The sequence below is a fragment of the Bacillus sp. MD-5 genome (assembly GCF_002201875.1).
In the GTDB taxonomy this organism is placed as follows: domain Bacteria; phylum Bacillota; class Bacilli; order Bacillales; family Bacillaceae; genus Bacillus; species Bacillus stercoris.
On record NZ_CP021911.1, the window covers coordinates 3595476 to 3611699 of the forward strand.

The 16224-nt window shown below is 46.7% G+C and carries 15 protein-coding genes; 8 read left to right on the plus strand and 7 right to left on the minus strand.

Annotated features, from left to right (window positions below):
• The 3 genes from narH to arfM form a co-directional block, all read right to left on the minus strand.
• Positions 1-1464, minus strand: coding sequence for a nitrate reductase subunit beta (gene narH / locus CDO84_RS18185; protein ID WP_014665755.1), 1464 nt, complete (start codon positions 1462-1464; stop codon positions 1-3).
• Positions 1454-5140, minus strand: a complete 3687-nt coding sequence (locus CDO84_RS18190) for a nitrate reductase subunit alpha (RefSeq protein WP_040081529.1) — start codon at positions 5138-5140, stop codon at positions 1454-1456. The genes narH and CDO84_RS18190 overlap by 11 nt, the downstream gene beginning before the upstream one ends.
• 214 nt (positions 5141-5354) lie before the next feature.
• Complete coding sequence (gene arfM / locus CDO84_RS18195; protein ID WP_040081528.1) at positions 5355-5831, minus strand: Crp/Fnr family transcriptional regulator ArfM; 477 nt, start codon at positions 5829-5831, stop codon at positions 5355-5357.
• A gap of 143 nt (positions 5832-5974) precedes the next feature.
• Between arfM and CDO84_RS18200 the strand changes: the two genes are divergently transcribed.
• Complete coding sequence (locus CDO84_RS18200) at positions 5975-6694, plus strand: YwiC-like family protein (RefSeq protein ID WP_040081527.1); 720 nt, start codon at positions 5975-5977, stop codon at positions 6692-6694.
• 31 nt (positions 6695-6725) lie between these two features.
• Here CDO84_RS18200 and fnr read toward each other — a convergent pair whose 3' ends face one another.
• The 4 genes from fnr to CDO84_RS18220 all read right to left on the minus strand — a co-directional run bounded on the left by fnr (position 6726) and on the right by CDO84_RS18220 (position 10958).
• Entirely contained in the window at positions 6726-7442 is a 717-nt protein-coding gene (gene fnr, locus CDO84_RS18205) for a fumarate/nitrate reduction transcriptional regulator Fnr (protein WP_014665760.1), read from the minus strand.
• A gap of 98 nt (positions 7443-7540) precedes the next feature.
• On the minus strand, positions 7541-8728 hold the full coding sequence (gene narK, locus CDO84_RS18210) for a nitrate transporter NarK (protein ID WP_040081526.1): 1188 nt from the start codon (positions 8726-8728) through the stop codon (positions 7541-7543).
• A 134-nt stretch (positions 8729-8862) separates the two neighbouring features.
• Entirely contained in the window at positions 8863-10533 is a 1671-nt protein-coding gene (gene argS / locus CDO84_RS18215; RefSeq protein ID WP_014665762.1) for an arginine--tRNA ligase, read from the minus strand.
• Positions 10530-10958 carry a YwiB family protein gene (locus tag CDO84_RS18220; RefSeq protein ID WP_040081525.1) on the minus strand — a complete coding sequence of 143 codons (429 nt, stop codon included), beginning with the start codon at positions 10956-10958 and terminating at the stop codon, positions 10530-10532. Before CDO84_RS18220 ends, argS begins: the two co-directional genes overlap by 4 nt.
• A gap of 311 nt (positions 10959-11269) precedes the next feature.
• Here CDO84_RS18220 and sboA point away from each other — a divergent pair, with 311 nt between their 5' ends.
• Genes sboA through albE form a run of 7 tightly spaced genes read left to right on the plus strand, consistent with a single transcriptional unit; the run spans position 11270 to position 16224 of the window.
• Positions 11270-11401 (plus strand): subtilosin A, encoded by a 132-nt coding sequence (gene sboA, locus CDO84_RS18225; RefSeq protein ID WP_003222002.1) that lies wholly within the window; start codon positions 11270-11272, stop codon positions 11399-11401.
• Positions 11358-11510: a bacteriocin biosynthesis protein gene (locus CDO84_RS18230; RefSeq protein WP_081483650.1), complete on the plus strand. Its 153-nt coding sequence runs from the start codon at positions 11358-11360 to the stop codon at positions 11508-11510. The genes sboA and CDO84_RS18230 overlap by 44 nt, the downstream gene beginning before the upstream one ends.
• A gap of 24 nt (positions 11511-11534) precedes the next feature.
• Positions 11535-12881 (plus strand): subtilosin maturase AlbA, encoded by a 1347-nt coding sequence (gene albA, locus CDO84_RS18235; RefSeq protein WP_014665764.1) that lies wholly within the window; start codon positions 11535-11537, stop codon positions 12879-12881.
• A gap of 12 nt (positions 12882-12893) precedes the next feature.
• Positions 12894-13055: an antilisterial bacteriocin subtilosin biosynthesis protein AlbB gene (gene albB, locus CDO84_RS18240; RefSeq protein WP_003222006.1), complete on the plus strand. Its 162-nt coding sequence runs from the start codon at positions 12894-12896 to the stop codon at positions 13053-13055.
• The gene (locus CDO84_RS18245; RefSeq protein ID WP_040081524.1) at positions 13052-13771 is read left to right on the plus strand and encodes an ATP-binding cassette domain-containing protein; all 720 of its coding nucleotides are present in this window, start codon (positions 13052-13054) and stop codon (positions 13769-13771) included. The genes albB and CDO84_RS18245 overlap by 4 nt, the downstream gene beginning before the upstream one ends.
• The gene (locus CDO84_RS18250; RefSeq protein WP_040081523.1) at positions 13764-15074 is read left to right on the plus strand and encodes an antibiotic biosynthesis protein AlbD; all 1311 of its coding nucleotides are present in this window, start codon (positions 13764-13766) and stop codon (positions 15072-15074) included. The genes CDO84_RS18245 and CDO84_RS18250 overlap by 8 nt, the downstream gene beginning before the upstream one ends.
• Positions 15064-16224 (plus strand): antilisterial bacteriocin subtilosin biosynthesis protein AlbE, encoded by a 1161-nt coding sequence (gene albE / locus CDO84_RS18255; protein ID WP_082032965.1) that lies wholly within the window; start codon positions 15064-15066, stop codon positions 16222-16224. The genes CDO84_RS18250 and albE overlap by 11 nt, the downstream gene beginning before the upstream one ends.

The window sequence follows — 16224 nt, forward strand, 5'->3', positions numbered from 1 at the left end:
TTAGAAACAGGAGCCGGGGCCGCCTGAAAATGATAAGCCGCAGCTTCCTTGTTCAGCGTATAAATCTGATACTTCTTCTCGATGGCTGCTCGGAATCACAAAGCGGTCATCATATTTGGCAATCGCAAGCAGCCGATACATGTCTTCAATTTGCTGTTCTGTTAAGCCGACACTGGAGATCAGTTCCGGATCGATTGATTTATTCGTCTGGACCGCTCTCATATACTGGCGCATGACAGACATTTTCTTTAATGTTGACCGAATATGATCCGTATCACCGGCTGTTAACAGCTGCGCCAAATAATCTATCGGGATTCTCATTTGGTCGATAGCCGGAAAAATATCTTCCGCCGTTTGCCGGCTGCCTTTTCCTTCAAAGAGATTCATAATCGGGCTGAGCGGCGGAATGTACCACACCATTGGCAGCGTGCGGTACTCAGGATGAAGCGGCAGCGCGATCTTCCAGTCAATGATCATTTTATAGATCGGTGATTGCTGCGCGGCCTCTATCCATTCAGCCGGAATGCCTTGTTCTTTTGCCAGTTTGGCAACCTCAGGATCATTCGGATCAAGAAAAACGTCCAATTGGGAATGGTAGAGATCCTTTTCATTTTCAACAGATGCCGCTTCCTCCACTTTGTCCGCGTCATACAGCATAACGCCGAGGTAGCGGATTCTGCCAACACACGTCTCGGAGCAGATGGTCGGCAGTCCCGCCTCCAAACGCGGAAAGCAGAGTGTGCATTTTTCCGCTTTGTTCGTTTGCCAGTTAAAATAGACTTTTTTATAAGGACACGATGAGACGCAATATCTCCATGAACGGCATGCGTTTTGATCCACAAGCACAATGCCGTCCTCCTCGCGTTTGTACATGGCGCCGGACGGACAGGATGAAACGCACGCCGGGTTGATGCAGTGCTCGCAAATACGGGGCAGATACATCATAAAGACCTCATCGAATTCTGTTTTAATTGATTCCTCCATCTTTTGCACGTTTGGATCTTCAAGTCCCGTTATGTGGCCGCCTGCGAGATCATCCTCCCAGTTCGGCCCCCATTCGATATTCATGAAATCCCCTGTCAAGGACGATTTCGGGCGTGCCACTGGCTGGTGTTTTTTCTGCGGGCTGTTCGTTAATGTTTCATAATCATAGTTCCAAGGTTCATAGTAATCATCAATCGTCGGCTGGTTCGGATTGTAGAAAAGGCCCGCAAGCCGGTTTGTTTTCGAGCCTGATTTCAGCTCGAGCTTTCCTTTTTTCAATGTCCAGCCGCCTTTATATTTGTCCTGGTCCTCCCATTGCTTCGGGTAGCCGATGCCCGGCTTTGTTTCTACATTATTGAAGTACATATATTCCGCACCGGTACGGTTTGTCCATGTGTTTTTACAGGTGACGCTGCACGTGTGGCAGCCGATGCATTTATCCAAGTTCATGACCATACCGATTTGCGCTTTAATCTTCAAGCCAATCGACCTCCTTCAGCTTGCGGATGACGACATTCAGGTCGCGCTGATTCCCCGTTGGGCCGTAATAGTTAAAGCCGTAGCTGAGCTGGGCGTAGCCCCCGATCATCTGTGTCGGCTTGACGTGAATCCTTGTCGGGCTGTTATGGGTGCCTCCGCGGTTATTTGTCAGTTTCGTGCCGGGCACGTTGATGTGGCGGTCTTGGGCATGGTGCATAAACGCCATTCCTTTAGGAATCCGATGAGACAAAACCGCTCTCGCGACGACTACGCCATTTCGGTTGAAGCATTCAATCCAATCGTTGTCTTTAATATCCGTGTCCTCTGCATCATCTTTATTCATCCATACGGTCGGCCCGCCGCGGAACAGCGTCAGCATGGGCAGAGAATCAAAATACATGCTGTGGACGGACCATTTGTTATGCGGCGTCAAATAATTAAGGACGATCTCTTTTCCCTCTTGATCAGGCCGCTTGCTTAGAAACGGGCGGTGCTGGAGGATCGGTTTAAATGTCGCCATCGTTTCACCGAATTCCATCATCAGTTCATGATCGACATAATAGGATTGTCTGCCTGTCAGTGTCCGCCACGGGATTAATTTTTCAACATTCGTCGTAAACGGCGAATACCTGCGGCCTCCTTTTTCAGAGCCGGTAAATGCCGGAGACGTGATAACCGTTTTCGGCTGGGCTGTAATTTGTTCGAACGTAAAGCATTCTTCCTCGCGCTCTTCCGCTAGGTCTTTCAGCTTCAGGTTTGTGATGTTTTCAAGTGATTCCCATGCTTTTACGGCGACCTTTCCATTCGAAGTGGATGATAGGGTTAAAACCGCTTCTGCCGCCTGCTTTGCTTCACTTATATTTGGACATCCCTTTGCCACGCTGTCTGAGGTGATTTCTCCCAGTCTCTTTTTGAGTGATTCATATTCATCGGCTATTGACCAGCTCATCCCTTTTGTTCCGCTCGGCTTTAAAGCAGCGTTAGGACCGAGTGCGGTCATTTTATGAAAAATGTGTTTGTAATCCCGTTCAACGACTTGGATGTTCGGCATCGTTTTTCCCGGAATGGCTTCACATTCGCCCTTGCTCCAGTCATTGATTTTGCCGAATGGCTGGGCCAATTCCTGCATGGTGTCATGGAGGAGCGGCGTCGCAACCACTTCTTTCACCGGCTCCAAATCGACTTCTTCTGCCAGATCGGAAACGGCTTTTGACAGCGCCTTGAAAATATCCCAGTCTGACTTCGATTCCCACGGAGCCGAGATCGCCGGAGCAAATGGATGAATGAACGGATGCATATCCGTGCTGCTGAGATCGTGTTTTTCATACCATGTCGCCGCCGGCAGCACGATATCGGAATACAGCGCCGTACCCGCCATTCGAAAATCAAGATTGATTAATAAGTCGAGCTTTCCTTCCGGCGCCTGCTCCCGCCATTTGATTTCTTCTGGGCGGATGCTGTCGCTGTCGTCATTCATTAAACCGTTCGTTGTCCCCAGCAAATGCTTGAGAAAATATTCATGCCCTTTTCCTGAGCTTGAGATCAGGTTTGCCCGCCATACAAAGAGATTCCTTGGGAAATTCACTTCATTGTCAGGATCTTCAATCGCGAATTTCAGTTTTTTCTCTTGGAGCTGTGAGGCCACGTACGCACCTACGTCTTCAGGTGTTGCTGCCCCTGCTTTTTCAGCTTCTTTATACAGATCGATGCCATTTTGATTGAAAGTCGGGTAAGACGGAAGCCACCCTAGCCGCGCCGCCAGCACATTGTAATCAGCGTGGTGCTTGTAGCGGGATGACACAGCAATCGGTGATGCCAAATCACTGATCGGCTGGTCCTCATAACGCCACTGATCTGTCGCAAAGTAGAAAAATGAAGTGCCGTTTTGCAGCTTGGGCACGCCCTCCCAGTCCTTTGCAGTTGCAATCGTCTGCCATCCTTCAGCAGGTCGGAGCTTTTCCTGCCCGACGTAATGGGCCCAGCCTCCGCCATTTACGCCTTGGGCGCCTACAAGCAAAACAAGATTTAACACTGCTCGGTAGATCGTGTCGGAGTTGAACCAGTGGTTAATGCCGGCTCCTACGATAATCATGGACCGGCCGTCTGTATCGATCGCATTTTGAGCAAACTCTCTGGCAATCTTAACGACAGCTTCTTTTTTGATTCCTGTCATTTGTTCCTGCCAGGCAGGCGTAAACGGCTCAGGATCATCATAGGAGACAGCTTGTTGTTCGCCGATGCCCCGATTTACGCCGTAGTTAGCCAGTATCAAGTCAAACACGGTCGTGACGTACGTCTCTTCACCGTTCAGGTTCATTTTTTTAATAGGAAGATCCCGCTCGAGCACTTTGTTTCCGTCATTTGAAAAATAAGGAATGCGCACCGTGCCGATTTCATCCTCTATTCCGAGCACAGAGAGACGGGGTTCAATCGCTTCCCCTGTTTCTTCATCGATCATATGCAGGTTCCATTTCTGCTGCCCATCCCAGCGGGAGCCCATTGTCCCCTGCGGTATGGCAAATGCGCCTGTCTGTTCATTCCAGACCGCGGGCTTCCACTGATCATGCTTTGTCTGCCGCCCGATGTCCTTCGCATGCAAAAACCGGCCCGCTGTGTATACGCCATTTTCTTTTGATAAGGTGACGAGAAATGGAAAATCAGTGTATTGCTTCGCATACTCAATAAAACGTTCAGTTTCTTGGTTCACGTAGAATTCCTGAAGAATGACGTGACCCATGGCCATCGCAAGCGCCCCGTCAGTCCCTTGGCGGATACTCAGCCAGTCATCCGCGAACTTTGAGGATTCCGCAAAATCCGGACTGATCGAAATGACCTTAGCGCCTTTATAGCGGGCCTCCGCCAAAAAGTGCGCGTCAGGGGTTCTCGTTAACGGCACGTTGGAGCCCCATGTGATGATATAGCCTGAATTGTACCAATCACTGCTTTCTGGAACGTCCGTCTGGTCACCCCAAATTTGCGGGGACGCCGGCGGAAGATCCGCATACCAGTCATAAAAACTGAGCATAGGGCCGCCGATTAACGACATAAACCGGGAGCCTGACGCGTGGCTGATCATGGACATGGCCGGAATCGGAGAAAAGCCGACATTCCGGTCTGGCCCGTATTTCATCACTGTATACAGCAGAGAGGCTGAAATCAGCTTCAGCACCTCCGGCCATTCAGCACGAACAAAACCGCCTTTCCCTCTCGCCTGTTTATAGGACTTCGCTTTTTCAGGGTTTTCAACGATCGATTTCCAGGCATCCAGCGGATTTTGATGCGTCTGCAATGCTTCCCGCCACAAATTGATCAGCACACCGCGCACGTATGGATATTTCACACGGAGCGGGCTGTAGATATACCATGAAAAACTGGCCCCCCGCGGACAGCCTCTCGGTTCGAAATCAGGCATATCCGGGCCTGTTGATGGGTAATTCAAATTTTGTCCTTCCCACGTGACAATTCCGTTTTTCACATAAATATTCCAGCTGCAAGACCCCGTGCAGTTAACGCCGTGGGTGGAGCGAACGACTTTGTCGTACTGCCATCTGTTTCTGTATACATTCTCCCAATCGCGATCTTCGCGGGTGGTTTGGCTATGTTTATTTGAATGGTGTTCTATAGGAGAGAAAAAATTCAATCTCCTAAACAACGGACTCATTTTCTTTTTCTTCATGAGAGTTCACTCCTTCCGAGTCAGGTGGTGCTAAGTTCACTATAAACAGAGACAGCGTGTTTCCTTGTGAACTATGTCACACACTCTGCTTTTTTCACAAAATGTTCACACAAAGGAGAAGGAAGGATTTTCACAGGATGTGAGGAAGGCCGCGTTCGCAGGACGCCTGATCATGAGCCGCCTTTCATTCAAAGATCAAAAAACCCGGCTCTATTTAAGAACCGGGCTCAGCATTTTCGTCTTGTGATGTATGCAAATACCGCAAAAATAATTGATAGGAACAAAAAACATTTTGCTGAAGCATGGCCAAAAAGTTCATTTGCAGCTGAGGATTGTAAGACATCATTTTTTTAAATATGTAATAAGGGATATTGAGAATCAAAATGTCTGAAGTGGCATTGACTGAGATAAAAGGCGATAAATAAAGCCCGCCTTTTTCATCAATCGGAAACACATCGCCTTTTTCCCACAGCGCAACGGTTTTCGACCCTTCAGGGAGCCTGGTGTCCATAAAACGGACACTGCCTTTTAATACAATATAAACAGATTGTGAATGAAGAAAGGATGGAGTTTGATCACATGAGCCGCTGATAAACGTGCCGTTTTTCAGCAAGGTTTCGACAATGGATAGAGGCACTTCATTAAACATGGGAAGTTGTTTCAGAAATAATAAATAGTCACACTGATTCATAAGAAAGCCTCCTGTGCTAAGGATAGCTTTAGTGTAGCTCGACTGAGCCTGTACAGCAGTGATGTATTTCACAGCCTGTATGAGAAATGTCACTTATCAGGAGGGTGACTGCATTTATAATGAAAGAAAAAAGGAGGGTTTCGATGAAGGCGCTGATTCCGAAGCAGCACGGCGCATGGGCGATGCTGCTGATCCCATTTTTACTAGGCATGGTCAAGGGAGGCCCCGTTATCTGGCATATCCCGCTCTTCCTTGGCTGGCTTTTCCTATACTTAGCGGTTTATCCCGTTACACTTGCCTTAAAAAAGAAACAAATCAAACCATATCAAAAGTGGATGTGTTATTACGGTTTTCCCGCCTGCTGCTTTTTGATGATCCCTCTCTTTCATAAGCCGCCTCTCATCTGGGTGGGCGTTTCTTTACTGCCGCTGTTTCTCATCCATATGTATTTTGCCCGCCGAAAAAATGAACGAGCCCTATTGAATGATGTTGCGGGTGTTTTGTTCTTTTGTTCGGGAGGTCTTGCAAGCTGCTGGCTGGGGATGGGAACCCTTGACGGCTGGGCTTGGTTTATTTTCTTGCAGTCTGCTTTATTTTTTATCGGGAGTTCCTTTTATGTGAAATCGGTGATCCGCGAGAGAAAAAACAGGGCATTTGCATACTGGTCATGGGGATACCACCTGCTGCTCCCCTTTTTATCCGCTCTTTTCGGAGCAGGATGGGCGTTTCTCGCTTTTATCCCAAGCAGCTTGCGGGCATGGTTTTTTCATGGCAGGAATTGGCCTGCGAAAACGATTGGCATTCTGGAAATCGTAAATGCCTGCTTCTTTTTTGCCGTCATGTGCTTCTTTATGACAAGGTAAAAAAACAAGGACACCGCTGTCCTTGTTTTTTTCAGTCAATATTGCAAATCTCCAGCGGACAATTTTCACACTCAATTTCACACCGCAAATAGTCCCGCTTGTGCAAAATAATTTTTCCAGATTCGTCTATCGAAATAACCCCTTGTTTGCGGAGATCTCCGAGCATACGGTTGACGCTTTCCCGTGCAGCCGCGCAAAACTTTGCCAAATCCTGATTTGTCAGGACAATATTAATCAGAATGCCGTCGCTTCGCTCCACTCCGTAGCTGTTTGATAAGCGGATAAGGGTGGAATAGAGCGCACCCTTTTTGCCGTGAAGAAGCAGATCCCTGATTTTGGACTGAATTTTCCGGAGATGGGTGCTCATCCATTTCATGAACTCAAATGTCAAAGCGCCGTTTTGGATTAATTCTTTTTCCAGCTTATTTTTATTAATGACGAGCACCTCGCCATCCTCTAGCACTTTTGCACTGAGCATATACCTCGGTTCTTCAGTGAAAAGTGTTAATTCACCGACGATATCGTTTTTTTGGCAGATTCTAAGCGTCAGGTCTTTTCCGTCAGATGTCAGCTTGCCGATTTCAATGAGTCCTGATTGAATCAGATAAAGCTCTTCTGCATCCATTCCTTCTCGAAACAAATACGTGTGTTTTTCCATTTTTCTTTTCGTGCTGATCGATTCCAGCAATTCATGCAGATCACTGGATATAAGATCACTATCAGATGGTCGAACAGAGAGAAAATTCATGAGCTCACCTCGAAGAAAGTCACGTTGTGTGTTTATTGTAACGTGAATTGATTTGTACCCATCGAGAAAAAACTAACAATCTTGTGAATGCTCCAGTGTTAGTTGATGCTCTGACTGTTTCTCTCCGTGTGCGTTTTCATTCTTTCCTGCCAATACATCCAGATCACAAGGACAAAGCTGGCTAACGCCACCTCTGAAAGCGCCATAAATCCGATCGCATATTGGCCTGTTGCCTGAAATACACTCGCCAATATCAGCGGAGGAAAAAAACCGCCTAATCCGCCCATGGCAGACACAATACCATTTGCAATCCCCGCTTGCTTCGAAAAATAGAAAGGCACCAGTTTAAAAACCGTCCCGTTTCCTATACCTGAGCAGACCGCCACAGTTAATGACCCAAACGTATAAAGGCCGATTGTCGGCGAGAACGATAAGATAATGCCTGATAATGTAAGCCCCGCAAAAACGAACATCAAGATGCGGAGCGGGCTTATTTTATCAGCCAGGAATCCGCCCGCAGGCCTGAGCAGCGTAGAGACCGCAATAAAGCCAGCCGTCCGCAAACCGGCATCCGCCGGACTCAGTCCAAAGTGCTCCACCAGAAAGTTCAGCAAATAGATGGTGAAGGCGACAAAGGCACCAAACGTAATAAAATAAAACAGGCTCAGAAACCACAGGACATGATTTCGGTAAACGGCTTTGATTTGAGTCTTTACAGAAACTTTGACCTTCTTCTCATGCCTGTCGCCGAATAAAACATGCAGTAAGGCAAAGACAGCCAGCAAAACCAGATACATCTGCACGGTTGCTTTCCAACCGACAGCTTGAGCGATAACCGGCGCCGCAAATGTCGTAACGGCTGTCCCGATATTTCCTGCACCGTAAATCCCATTAACGACACCATGCTTTTCCTTCGGATAATATTTCGGAAGAGAGGTCACCCCAATGGAGAATACCGCTCCCCCGATCCCTAAGAAAAAGCCGCCGGCGATTAAATCAAACAAAGAATCCGCAATACTGATCCAAAATACAGGAAACAAAAGCAAGATAAAGCTGATCATAAACATCAGCCGCGCGCCAAACCGGTTCGTTAAATACCCTAAAGGAATGCGGAGAAGCGACCCGAGGATCACAGGAATCGCCGTCACCAAAGAAATCTCGCCCTTGCTTAAATGAATATCTAATGTGATTTGGGAAATGAGTGATGAAATCAGCACCCAAACCATAAACCCTGCCACCAAGCTTAATGACTGTAACGATAATTGAATGTGTTGACGGTTGATCATTTGGCTTGCCCCTTTCAATGATTCAATAATCAGTCTTATCATACAAAAACTCGGCAAACAGGATTGTGAAATACATCACACGTTTTCCTCATAAAAAAAGGACAAAGCCCGAAGACTTTGTCCTTTGATCATCATTACATTTTTTCCGGAGCCGATACGCCAATCAGCTGAAGCGCGTTATTCAGCGTAATTTGCGTTGCCTTCATTAAAGCCAGGCGCGCGCGGCTTTTCTCTTCATTTTCAGGATCGATGACTTTCTCTGCGTTGTAGAAGCTGTGCAGAGCGGAAGCCAGGTCATAAATATAGTTTGTGACACGGTGCGGAATTCGTTTTTCCGCTGCTTCCGCCACTGCCTCTGGGAAGCCGCCGATCGTTTTCAGCAGATCATATTCTTTTTCTGATTGGATATGGCTGAAATCAAGGTCTGCCCCAGGTGTAAGTCCCTGCTCCTCCCCTTGGCGAAGCATGCTGCAAATACGGGCATGCGCATATTGTGCATAATACACAGGGTTTTCGTTAGATGTTGATACAGCAAGATCTAAGTCAAAATCCATATGTGTGTCCGCACTGCGCATCGCAAAGAAGTAGCGCACGGCATCCAAGCCAACTTCTTCAATCAAGTCACGCATCGTTACGGCTTTACCGGTCCGTTTGCTCATTTTCATTTTCTCGCCGTTTTTGTAAAGGTGAACGAGCTGAATGATTTCTACTTCAAGCGTTCCTTTTTCATAGCCCAGCGCTTCGATTGCCGCTTTCATACGCGGGATGTAGCCGTGGTGATCGGCGCCCCAAACGTTGATCAGCTTATCAAAGCCGCGGTCAAGCTTGTCCTTATGGTACGCGATATCAGGAAGCAGGTACGTGTACGTGCCGTCCTTCTTGATCAATACGCGGTCTTTATCATCGCCAAACGTCGTAGAGCGGAACCAAGTCGCGCCGTCTTCTTCATAGACATGGCCTTTTTCGCGGATCGCTTCAAGCGCCTTATCGATTTTTCCGTTTTGGTACAGAGACGTTTCGGAATACCACACATCAAACGGCACACGGAAGTTTTCCAAGTCCTTGCGCAGCTTATCCAGCTCGTATTTCAGGCCGTATTCACGGAAAAACGCGAGGCGTTCACTTTCCTCTTCATTAACAAAACGATCGCCGTATTCCTCAGCGAGACGCTTTCCGATCGCAATAATATCCTCGCCGCGGTAGCCGTCCTCCGGCATCGGTTTTTCCAAGCCGAGCGCTTCAAAGTAACGGACTTCAACAGAAAGCGCCAGATTGTTGATTTGGTTTCCCGCATCGTTAATGTAGTATTCGCGGCTTACATCATAACCCGCTTTTGAAAGCACGTTGCATAAGGAGTCACCGACAGCCGCACCGCGTGCATGCCCGAGGTGAAGGTCTCCCGTCGGATTCGCTGATACGAATTCGACCTGAACTCGTTCGCCGTTTCCGATGTTCGTTTCCCCGTATGCTTCCCCTGCTTCCAGTACAGACGGAATCAGCTTTGTTAAATATTGATTGTTCATATAGAAATTGATAAAACCCGGGCCGGCGATATCCAGTTTTTCAATCGAAGCCTTTCCTTTATCAAAATGAGCGACAATCTCTTCAGCGATTTGGCGCGGCGCTTTTTTTGCGACTCTCGCCAGCTGCATCGCCATATTTGTAGAGTAATCGCCGTGTGTTTTATCTTTCGGTGTTTCTAAAACGACATTAGGAAGCTGGCTTTCTTCAGCCAGTCCCGCTTTCAGAACGGCCGCTTTGATTTCTTCTTTCAGCACGTCCTTCATTTGTTCCGCAATGTTCATGCGTGAGTTCCTCCCTCATACGTGATCGTCATATTATGTAAATGCTCCTGCTCGTCTCCGACATGCATGTCATATGCGATGCTGATACGGCCATTTTCTTCACCGAGATCAGATTGAATCGATTTTGTGCTTGTTTTCAGCTCAAGCTCACCAAATGACATTTTATATTTAGCAATTGTGGAAGCTCCCGTTACGAAACGCTGATTCATTTTGACAGCGCCTGACCTCATGACCAGGACTTCGCCTTCGCTTACTTTCACAATCGTTTTGACTTTGCCTAAGTCGTGTTCTTCATAATAAGATAGATACACTTTATTTTGTTTTACATAGTAAAATCCGGTGGTGCGGAATTCGATGACCTCTTGGTTTCCGTCATCCTCAATCACAGACTTCACATGGAGTGTTATCGGTGTCTCTTGCTTCATTCTGACACGTCCTTTTCATCATTCCACTTTGACTTGAATAGTATAATCATTCGGTTTGTAAACTTCAACTGCTTCTATCTTACCATCATTGCTCATCAGATTTGAAGATAAACCTCATAAAAAGCATTTCCTTAATAGAAGAGAAAATCATATCACTAATTACCTTTAGGAAATGTTACATTTTTCCGAAATCTATCATTTCCATTTCACATTTTTTTCAAAATATATGTATTGAATTAGTAATTTGATAGTTTTAAGATAAAAGTACAACATAGATCTGCTAGAAAAACAAAAAAAGGGAGGATTCAATTATGAAAAAAGCTGTCATTGTAGAAAACAAAGGTTGTGCAACATGCTCGATCGGAGCCGCTTGTTTAGTGGACGGCCCAATCCCTGATTTTGAAATTGCCGGTGCAACAGGCCTATTCGGTCTATGGGGATAAGGTTCTCCAAAAAGGGCATAGTCTTTCTACTATGCCCTTTTTAAGTAAATTACAATTTTTAACTAAAATCTACCTCTTGAATATACATACACAATCGTTTTTCATTTGAATCATAGATATAGGGGATGGTATTTTGTTTATAGAGCAGATGTTTCCATTTATTAATGAAAGTGTAAGAGTTCACCAGCTTCCTGAGGGTGGCGTGTTAGAAATCGACTACTTGCGCGATAATGTCTCCATTTCTGACTTTGAGTACTTGGACCTCAACAAAACGGCTTACGAGCTTTGCATGCGCATGGATGGCCAAAAAACAGCTGAACAGATTTTAGCTGAGCAATGTGCCGTGTATGATGAATCTCCCGAAGACCATAAAGACTGGTATTACGACATGCTCAACATGCTCCAAAACAAGCAGGTCATCCAGCTTGGCAACCGGGCCAAACGCCATACAATCACCACGAGCGGAAGCAATGAATTTCCAATGCCGCTCCACGCCACATTTGAGCTGACGCACCGCTGTAATTTGAAATGCGCCCACTGTTATTTGGAAAGCTCACCTGAAGCGCTCGGCACCGTGTCGATTGAGCAATTCAAAAAAACGGCTGATATGCTGTTTGATAACGGTGTATTGACATGCGAAATCACGGGCGGGGAAATTTTTGTCCATCCAAACGCCAATGAGATTCTTGACTATGTGTGTAAAAAGTTCAAAAAAGTCGCTGTATTAACAAACGGAACACTCATGCGAAAAGAGAGCTTGGAGCTTTTGAAAACTTACAAGCAAAAAATCATCGTCGGCATTTCTCTTGATAGTGTCAATTCCGAAGTTCATGACTCCTTTAGAGGGAGAAAAGGCTCTTTTGCCCAAACTTGTAAAACGATAAAATTGTTGAGTGACCACGGTATATTTGTCAGAGTCGCCATGTCCGTCTTCGAAAAAAACATGTGGGAAATCCACGATATGGCCCAAAAGGTTCGGGATCTTGGAGCGAAGGCGTTCTCTTACAATTGGGTTGATGATTTCGGAAGAGGCAGGGATATTGTCCATCCAACGAAAGACGCCGAGCAGCACCGCAAGTTTATGGAATACGAGCAAAATGTAATTGATGAGTTTAAAGATTTAATTCCGATTATTCCCTATGAGAGAAAACGCGCGGCAAATTGCGGCGCTGGCTGGAAGTCCATTGTGATCAGCCCGTTCGGCGAAGTACGTCCGTGCGCCCTCTTTCCAAAGGAATTTTCATTGGGAAATATTTTTCATGATTCCTATGAAAGCATCTTTAACTCCCCTCTCGTCCATAAACTGTGGCAAGCGCAGGCGCCGCGGTTCAGCGAGCATTGCATGAAAGACAAATGCCCGTTCAGCGGCTATTGCGGAGGCTGTTACTTAAAAGGGCTGAACTCTAACAAATATCACCGGAAAAACATTTGCTCTTGGGCGAAAAACGAACAATTAGAAGACGTGGTCCAGCTTATTTAGGAGGGAAACGATTTGTCACCAGCACAAAGAAGAATTTTACTGTATATCCTTTCATTTATCTTTGTCATCGGCGCAGTCGTCTATTTTGTCAAAAGCGATTATCTGTTTACGCTGATTTTCATTGCCATTGCCATTCTATTCGGGATGCGCGCGCGGAAGGCTGACTCGCGATGAGCATTTTGGATATACACGATGTATCCGTTTGGTATGAACGGGACAACGTCATCTTAGAACAAGTGGATTTACATTTAGAAAAAGGCGCCGTTTACGGCCTGCTTGGGGTAAACGGCGCCGGAAAAACGACACTGATTAATACGCTGACAGGCGTGAACCGCAACTTCAGCGGGCGCTTTACGCTGTGCGGAATTGAAGCGGAGGCCGGCATGCCCCAGAAAACATCAGATCAGCTGAAGATTCACCGTTACTTCGCCGCCGATTATCCGCTGCTGTTTACAGAAATTACGGCGAAGGACTATGTGTCTTTCGTCCATTCGCTTTACCAAAAGGATTTTTCAGAGCAGCAGTTTGCCGGTTTGGCCGAGGCCTTTCATTTTTCAAAATACATCAACAGGAGAATTTCAGAGCTGTCCTTGGGGAACAGGCAAAAGGTTGTGTTGATGACAGGCTTATTGCTGCGCGCTCCCCTGTTTATTTTGGATGAGCCGCTCGTCGGTTTGGATGTGGAATCGATAGAGGTCTTTTATGAGAAAATGCGCGAGTACTGTGAGGCAGGCGGAACCATTTTGTTTTCTTCTCATCTGCTTGATGTCGTGCAAAGATTTTGTGATTATGCGGCCATTCTTCACAACAAACAGATCCAAAAGGTCATTCCGATTGGAGAGGAGACCGATCTGCGGCGGGAATTTTTTGAGGTGATCGGCCATGAATAGCATAATCTCCATCATGTCTTTGCTGTTCAAACAGCTTTACAGCCGGCAAGGGAAAAAGGATGCCATCCGCATTGCCGCAGGCCTTGTCATTCTGGCCGTCTTTGAAATCGGGCTGATCCGACAGGCTGGCATTAACGAATCGGTGTTAGGGAAAACGTATATCATACTCGCACTTCTCTTGATGAATGCGTATATGGTGTTTCTTTCTGTAACATCTCAATGGAAGGAATCTTATATGAAGCTGAGCTGCCTGCTGCCGATTTCTTCACGGAGCTTTTGGGTTGCCCAGAGTGTCGTTCTGTTTGTCGACACTTGTTTGAGAAGAACATTATTCTTTTTCATTTTACCGCTGTTCTTATTTGGAAACGGAACGCTGTCAGGGGCGCAAACATTGTTTTGGCTCGGCAGATTTTCGTTTTTTACCGTTTACTCCATTATTTTCGGGATTGTGCTAAGCAACTATTTCGCCAAAAAGAAGAACTGGATGTTTCTGCTGCATGCGGCGATATTCGCCTGTGTATGCCTCAGCGTCGCTTTTATGCCGGCCGCCACGATCCCGCTTTGCGCGGTTCATATCCTGTGGGCGGTGGTCATTGACTTTCCTGTCTTTCTGCAGGCGCCTCCGCAGCAGAGCAAGATGCATTCATTTTTGCGGCGATCTGAATTTTCGTTTTACAAAAGAGAATGGAACCGATTTATCTCTTCTAAAGCGATGCTGTTAAATTACGCGGTGATGGCGGCGTTCAGCGGATTCTTTTCGTTCCAGATGATGAACACCGGCATCTTCAATCAGCAAGTGATTTATATCGTGATTTCCGCCCTTTTGCTCATCAGCTCACCGATCGCTCTTTTGTATTCGATTGAAAAAAACGACCGGATGCTGCTTATCACGCTTCCGATCAAGCGGAAAACAATGTTTTGGGCAAAATATCGCTTTTATGCCGGTCTATTGGCAGGCGGATTTCTCCTTGTCGCGATCATTGTGGGTTTCATCAGCGGCCGTCCGATTTCAACTCTCACTTTTTTGCAGTGCATTGAGTTGCTGCTGGCGGGAGCGTTTATCAGGTTAACCGCGGATGAAAAAAGGCCCTTTTTCAGCTGGCAGACGGAGCAGCAGCTATGGAGCGGTTTCTCAAAATATCGGTCTTATCTGTTTTGTCTTCCCCTATTCTTAGCCACATTAGCCGGCACCGCTGTCTCCCTGGCGGTCGTTCCGATAGCCGGTCTGATCATAGTCTATTACCTGCAAAAACAGGATGGTGGTTTCTTTGATACAAGCAAAAGAGAACGGCTTGGAAGTTAACCTGCTGAAGACTCATCAATTTTCAACTATTTCAATCGCCGCGAGCTTTCTGAAACCGATCGAAAGCGCGGCGGAACCTGAGGAAGAAACAATTTATTTTTACGGCGCCGCCGCATACCTGAAGGAGCAAATCATTGACGCTTTCGGTTATGCTGCCGGCAGCCGTTTCATGTACTCGGCGAATCTCTTTTTTGATCAGCAGCTGAAAACCTGCGGGACCCGTTTGATTCACCCATTGTATAACGGGATTCTTCATGTTGACGCCCTAATGAAAACTTTTGCAGACATGTCTTTCCCTTCTTCCCTTTCACCCGAAGCCGTTGAAAAGGCCAGGAATAAGCTGCTGCTGAGAATCGAAAAGAAATTCACTGATCCCTTCTCCTACTCGGCGGCGCGCTTGGCTGAGGAGGTCTTCGGAAACCCGATGTACGGCACAGGCATGTTTGGCCGGAAAGACAGGATAAAGGCGATTCATCCTAAACGGTTTCTTGACGCAGCTGACTTTATCGTTGATTTAATGTCCCAGCAAAAACAGCTGAACATATTGGGACAAGTTCAAGCATGTGATGCTCAGGGACATGCCCCGCAAACGTCCGCTGTAACGTCCGGAAGAATACCCGTAAACCGGCATGTTTTTGAAACAGAGACACGCAGCGCTGCAGGCCCTTCCGTCTTGACACTCGGATTTGATTGCGGAGAAATGAAAGATGCCAGCGATTATATCAAAATCCAGCTGATAGACGGACTACTGGGAAAGTACGGCCATTCCGCTTTATTCAAACATTTCCGAGAGAAGGATCTGGCAGTCTATCACGTCATCACCCGTTACGATGTCATGAACAATTTGCTGCTTGTTTCTATATGTACGGATCAGCTTCATGAAAAGGATATACCTCCGCGCGTTTTGGAAGCTGTCTCAGCTTTTCAAACGAATGAGCGGGAACTGGAACAGGCAAAGCAATTTTTACGGAATGAAATGCTGCTGCAATTCGATTCTCCCGAAGGTCTGTTGGCCTATATGGGGATTCTTCGCCGCTTCTCCTGCACGAAAGAAGCCTTGCTGGATGGCATCTCAGCGGTAACATGCCGTGATGTATTGCAATTCATAGCGACTATCAATTATATCGGAGCTCATGTAGTAAGGGGATGA